Origin of the sequence: Micrococcus sp. R8502A1 (assembly GCF_006704135.1) — a bacterium.
GTDB classification, from domain to species: Bacteria; Actinomycetota; Actinomycetes; order Actinomycetales; family Micrococcaceae; genus Micrococcus; species Micrococcus luteus.
In genome coordinates this window covers 1-4,907 of sequence record NZ_VIGS01000089.1, presented here as the reverse complement: position 1 = coordinate 4,907, position 4,907 = coordinate 1, and the positions used below count along the sequence as shown (strand labels likewise).

Here is a 4,907-nt window from a genome sequence, read left to right as displayed (position 1 = left end):
AGAGGGCGCTGCGAGTGAGGCTCACGTTCCGCAAGCCGATCCTTCACCGGGACAGCGGCCGACGGCAGGCCGGAGGAATAGGCGTCGCGATAGGGTGCACCCCGCGCAACAGAACCGTTGCGAAAGGTCTAACACCCCAACGCAACAGAGTGGGCCGCCATGCGCTGCCACGGGCCCGTGAACTTCGGTGTCACAGGTAGCGGCAGACATCCTCGGGGGAGCACGTGGCCGGGTCGCCGGCGGCGGCGTCCTCGCGCAGGTCGGCGATCGTGGTGCGTAGCTGCGCGAGCTCGGCGAGTTGCCGGTCGATCACATCAAGGCGGGTGTCGAGCAGGTCGGTGACGTGCCGGCAGGGGGCCTGCCCCCGGTCGCGGATGTCCAGCACCTGACCGATCTGGGCCAGGGTCAGCCCGGCCGCTTGCCCCCGGCGGATGAAGTCCAGCCGGTCGAGCACCTCGGCGCCGTAGTCCCGGTAGCCCGCCGGGGTGCGGTCCGCGGCGGGTAGCAGCCCGACCTCCTCGTAGTACCGCAGGGTCTTGCTCGTCGTGCCCGACGCCCGAGCCACCTCACCGATCCGCATGCCACTCATTCTCCCCCTTGACCTTCCAGTGCACTGGAAGGTCGATCCTGAGGGCGATGAAGGAGGAGTTCATGACGGCAACGGCTAACAGCAGGTCGTATGACCTGGCAATGATCGGGTCCGGTGGGGCGGCGTTCGCGGCCGCGATCCGCGCCACCAACCTCGGCAGACGGGTGGTGATGATCGAGCGTGGCACCGTCGGCGGTACCTGCGTGAACACCGGGTGCGTGCCCTCCAAGGCCTTGCTCGCGACCGCCGAGGCCCGCCACGTCACACTCGACGCCTCCCGGTTCCCCGGGCTGCCGTTTTCCGAAGTCCGGCCGGTCGACATGCCCGCCTTGATCGCCGGCAAGGATCGGCTCGTCGGGTCACTGCGTGGCGAGAAGTACCTGGACCTGGCCACCGAGTACGGATGGGATCTCCACCCCGGGGACGCCACGTTCGTCGGCACACCCAGCGAGCCGGCACTGCGCGTCACCGGCCCTGACGGCACGGTGGAGACGGTCCGGGCCGCGCACTACCTCATCGCCACCGGCTCCAGGCCCTGGGCGCCGCCGGTCCCCGGCCTGCAGGAGGCCGGTTACCTGACCTCGACCACCGCGATGGAACTGGACCACGTCCCGGAGTCGCTGCTGGTCATCGGCGGCGGCTACGTCGCGATGGAGCAGGCCCAGCTCTTCGCTCGGCTCGGCGTCCGGGTCACCATGCTGGTCCGTTCACGGCTGGCGTCCCAGGAAGAACCCGAGGCGTCCACCGCCCTGGATGAGATCTTCACGGACGAAGGCATCCAGATCATCCGCGGCGCGGTGCCCAGCGCGGTCCGCCGCGACCCGGCCACCGGCGAGGTCACGGTCACTGCCACCACCACTGACGGCTCACAGGAACTCCGGGCGGCCGAGGTACTCGTCGCCACCGGGCGCCGCCCGGTCACCGCCACGCTCGGTCTCGACACCGTCGACGTGCGCACCGGCGACCACGGCGAGGTGGTCGTCGACAGCCATCTGCGCAGCACCAACCCGCGCGTCTGGGCTGCCGGTGACGTCACCGCCCACCGTCAGTTCGTGTACGTCGCCGCGGCCCACGGCGCCCTCGTCGCCGACAACGCCCTCACCGGCGCCGGCCTCGAGGTCGACTACCGCCACCTGCCCCGGGTCATGTTCACCAGCCCCGCCCTGGCCGCCGTCGGGATGACCGAACGGCAGGCCTCCGCTGCCGGGATCCGCTACGACAGCCGTGTCCTGTCACTCGCGCACGTCCCACGCGCGATCGTCAACCGCGACACCCGCGGGTTCATCAAGATGGTCACCGACGCCGACACCGGCCGCATCTTCGGCATTACCGCCCTGGCCCAGGACGCCGGCGACCTCGCCGCCGCCGGGGTCTACATGCTCGAGGCCGGCATGACCACCAGCCAGGTCGCCAACCTCTGGAGCCCCTACCTGACCATGGCCGAAGGCCTCAAGCTCACCGCGCAGGCCTTCACCACCGACATCGCCAAGCTCTCCTGCTGCGCGGCGTGAACCTGCCCCGCACACAGGGACACCGATAGGGGACCGCCTCGCCCCGGGGCGCGAGACAAGAAAATGGGCGCCGATCAGCCCTACTTACTGGCACCCCTGCGTATCGGACCTGCAACCACCGGGGAGTTCAGTCGATGCAAGAACTCCCGTCCCAGGCCTATATCTGGACGTCTTCACGACCTCTACGTGCTCGACCCGACGAGGACAGCACTGGACGACGCGATGACCGCCTTGCGGCGCCGCCATGAGGCCGCGGTCCGTTTGGGCCGCGTCACCGCACCACCATGACCACGATCGTCACCACGTAAGCCGCGGCGACCAGACCGATCCCCAGCAGGGTGAGCACCATTCCGCGCCGGGCCGGCCGCTGGCCCTCGTCCGGCCCGGGGCCCTTGCCGTGCTTCGCGGTCATCGCGCGCTCCTAAGACGTTGCTCAAGCATGTGCGGCTCTCGCGAGCGGGCTTCCGTGCCGAGTGCTACCAGCTCAGGTCGTGACAGCCGTCGCTGCCGGCGCCCTCCACCTGCAAGGTGGCATGGGCGATACCGTAACGGTCGCGCAGCACCCGGCGCGCGCCGGCAAGCACGGCGCCGTGGTCCGCGCCCTGGTCAGCGACCAGGTGGGCCGTGGCCACGTTCATCCCCGACGTCAGGGTCCACAGGTGCAGGTCGTGGACCTCCTCCACCCCCTCGACCGCGTCCAGGTCACCGGCGACGTCCTCCGGGTCCACCCCTTCCGGGGCGTGCTGGCCCAGCACCGCGATCACCTGCCTGCCCAGAACCACCGCCCGGATGATGACGAAGACCGCGATGAGCGCCGCGACCACGACGTCCCAGATCTGCTGGCCGGTGAGGATGATCAGCACGCCGGCGACCATGACACCCACCGACCCGGCGGCGTCGGCGATCACCTCGTAGTAGACGCCCTTGACGTTCAGGCTGTCCTTGGCCCCGCTGCGCAGCAGCAGCATGGAGATGATGTTGATCACCAGGCCGGCGAAGCCGACCGCGAGCATGGCGCCGGAGGCCACCTCCGGCGCGTCGCCCAGCCGGCTGATGGCCTCGACCACCACGTACACCCCGACCGCGAGCATCGCCAGCACCGCCAACGCCGAGGCGAACACCTCGGCCCGGTAGGAGCCATAGGTGCGTCGCCCCGTGGAGTCCGGCCGGCTCGCGATGCGCGTCGCCAGCAGCGCCGCACCCAGCACCACCACATCGGCAGCCATGTGCCCGGCATCCGACAGCAGCGCCAACGACCCCGACACCAGCCCCGCGACCAGCTCGATCAGGAAGAAGCCCGCCGTCAGGGCGAACGCCCCCGCCAGCCGCCGACGGTAGCGGCCACCGGCATGCCCGGTCGCCGGGGCATGGCTGTGTCCCGCCCCCATCAGCCCTGCCCCTCGTGGCGGGCGTGCTCACGGGAGACGTCCAGCAGCATCCGCACATGCCCGTCAGCGAGGCGGTAGTACACCATCCGCCCCTCCCGGCGGCTCTCGACCACCCCAGCGGTACGCAGCACCCGCAGCACCTGGGACACCGACGCCTCCGCGACATCGACCGACGCCGCCAGGTCACACACGCACAGCTCGCCGGCCTCCAGCAACGCATACAGCGCCCGGGCACGGCGCGGGTCCCCCAGGAGCTTGAACAGCCCGGCCAACCTGCCGGCCTCGCGCTCGTCGGGGATCCTCTCCCGGGTCAGCGCCACCTTCTCCGGATGGACGGCGGTGACCTGACACGAATCCAACGGCGTCACACTCATGCCACGACCATACACCTATGCAGATATCAGCAGCGGGAGCCACACACGAGAGGTCAGCAGGTTCTGTATGGTCAGCGCATGCTGACTATTGCTTCGCGGCTGGACGTGATGAACCGGCTGGGCCGGGCGATGGCCGACCCGACCCGCTCCCGCATCCTCATGACACTCCTCGAGGGCCCGAGCTACCCGGCGGTACTCGCCCGCGACCTAGGGCGTGTCTGAGAATGGATCCAGGGGGCCAGCTGACACCCTGGAAGGCATGTCCCGCTTCCAGATGCTCTCCGATGCCCAATGGGAGTTGATCGCCCCGATGCTCCCGACCCGGACCGGCAGGGCCGGCAGGCCGTTCTCGGACGCCCGCACGATGGTGGAGGCGATCATCTACCGATATCGGTGCGGGATTGCATGGAGGGATCTGCCCGAGGTCTACGGGCCTTGGCAGACCGTGTGGACCTGGCACCGGCGCTTAGCTGAAGAGGGCACCTGGGATGCGGTGCTGGCGAGGCTGACCGCCGCCGCGGACGCCGAAGGCCTGATCGATTGGTCGGTCTCGGTGGACTCCACGATCGCCCGTGCGCATCAGCACGCGACGAACATCACCCGCCTCACAGGGGGATGGGTCGAACTACAGGAATCTGCATGAGGAGCCGGCCGATCACGGCATCGGGCGCTCCCGGGGAGGGCTGAGCACGAAGATCCATCAGCTCGTCGATGGGACCGGGCTGCCGCTGGTCAGCCTGATCACCCCCGGCCAGGCAGGGGACTCCCCGATGCTCCTTCCTCTTCTGGAGCAGCTGCGCGTGACCCGGCCAGTAGGGCGGCCCCGGACCCGCCCCGAGGCCGTGCTGGGCGATAAGGCGTACTCCTCCCGGGCGATCCGCACCCACCTGCGTGCCCGCCGGATCAAAGCCGTGATCCCCGAGCCGGCGGATCAGCAGGGCCACCGCAGGCGCCGCGGCTCGGCCGGTGGCCGTCCCGTGGGCCTGGACTCGCAGGCTTACAAGGGCCGGAACGTGATCGAGCGCCAGTACGCGCACCTGAAGCA

The 4,907-nt window shown here is 69.8% G+C and carries 5 protein-coding genes and 2 pseudogenes; 3 read left to right on the top strand and 4 right to left on the bottom strand.

Annotated features, from left to right (window positions below; all coding sequences use genetic code 11):
• Positions 1 to 190: 190 nt before the first annotated feature.
• Complete coding sequence (locus FLM69_RS11040) at positions 191 to 580, bottom strand: heavy metal-responsive transcriptional regulator (RefSeq protein ID WP_036382791.1); 390 nt, start codon at positions 578 to 580, stop codon at positions 191 to 193.
• Between the two features lie 56 nt (positions 581 to 636).
• Between FLM69_RS11040 and merA the strand changes: the two genes are divergently transcribed.
• Entirely contained in the window at positions 637 to 2,100 is a 1,464-nt protein-coding gene (gene merA / locus FLM69_RS11035; protein WP_141844243.1) for a mercury(II) reductase, read from the top strand.
• A gap of 271 nt (positions 2,101 to 2,371) precedes the next feature.
• Here merA and FLM69_RS11410 read toward each other — a convergent pair whose 3' ends face one another.
• The 3 genes from FLM69_RS11410 to FLM69_RS11025 all read right to left on the bottom strand — a co-directional run bounded on the left by FLM69_RS11410 (position 2,372) and on the right by FLM69_RS11025 (position 3,862).
• Positions 2,372 to 2,512, bottom strand: a complete 141-nt coding sequence (locus FLM69_RS11410; protein ID WP_181743514.1) for a hypothetical protein — start codon at positions 2,510 to 2,512, stop codon at positions 2,372 to 2,374.
• A gap of 64 nt (positions 2,513 to 2,576) precedes the next feature.
• A complete protein-coding gene (locus FLM69_RS11030; RefSeq protein ID WP_141844241.1) occupies positions 2,577 to 3,488 on the bottom strand; it encodes a cation diffusion facilitator family transporter in 912 nt (303 codons plus the stop codon).
• The gene (locus tag FLM69_RS11025; RefSeq protein ID WP_010078471.1) at positions 3,488 to 3,862 is read right to left on the bottom strand and encodes a helix-turn-helix transcriptional regulator; all 375 of its coding nucleotides are present in this window, start codon (positions 3,860 to 3,862) and stop codon (positions 3,488 to 3,490) included. The genes FLM69_RS11030 and FLM69_RS11025 overlap by 1 nt, the downstream gene beginning before the upstream one ends.
• A gap of 78 nt (positions 3,863 to 3,940) precedes the next feature.
• On the opposite strand from FLM69_RS11025, the pseudogene FLM69_RS11020 reads away from it, so the two are divergent.
• Positions 3,941 to 4,075, top strand: a pseudogene (locus FLM69_RS11020) (ArsR family transcriptional regulator); the annotation flags it as partial.
• A gap of 46 nt (positions 4,076 to 4,121) precedes the next feature.
• Positions 4,122 to 4,907: pseudogene (locus FLM69_RS11015) on the top strand (IS5 family transposase); the annotation flags it as partial.

What these genes read in the sequence shown, in the direction of transcription:
- merA (WP_141844243.1), top strand. Translation starts at nt 637, where the DNA reads ATGAAGGAGGAGTTCATGACGGCAACGGCTAACAGCAGGTCGTATGAC.
- FLM69_RS11410 (WP_181743514.1), bottom strand. Translation starts at nt 2,512, where the DNA reads ATGACCGCGAAGCACGGCAAGGGCCCCGGGCCGGACGAGGGCCAGCGG.
- FLM69_RS11040 (WP_036382791.1), bottom strand. Translation starts at nt 580, where the DNA reads ATGCGGATCGGTGAGGTGGCTCGGGCGTCGGGCACGACGAGCAAGACC.
- FLM69_RS11025 (WP_010078471.1), bottom strand. Translation starts at nt 3,862, where the DNA reads ATGAGTGTGACGCCGTTGGATTCGTGTCAGGTCACCGCCGTCCATCCG.
- FLM69_RS11030 (WP_141844241.1), bottom strand. Translation starts at nt 3,488, where the DNA reads ATGGGGGCGGGACACAGCCATGCCCCGGCGACCGGGCATGCCGGTGGC.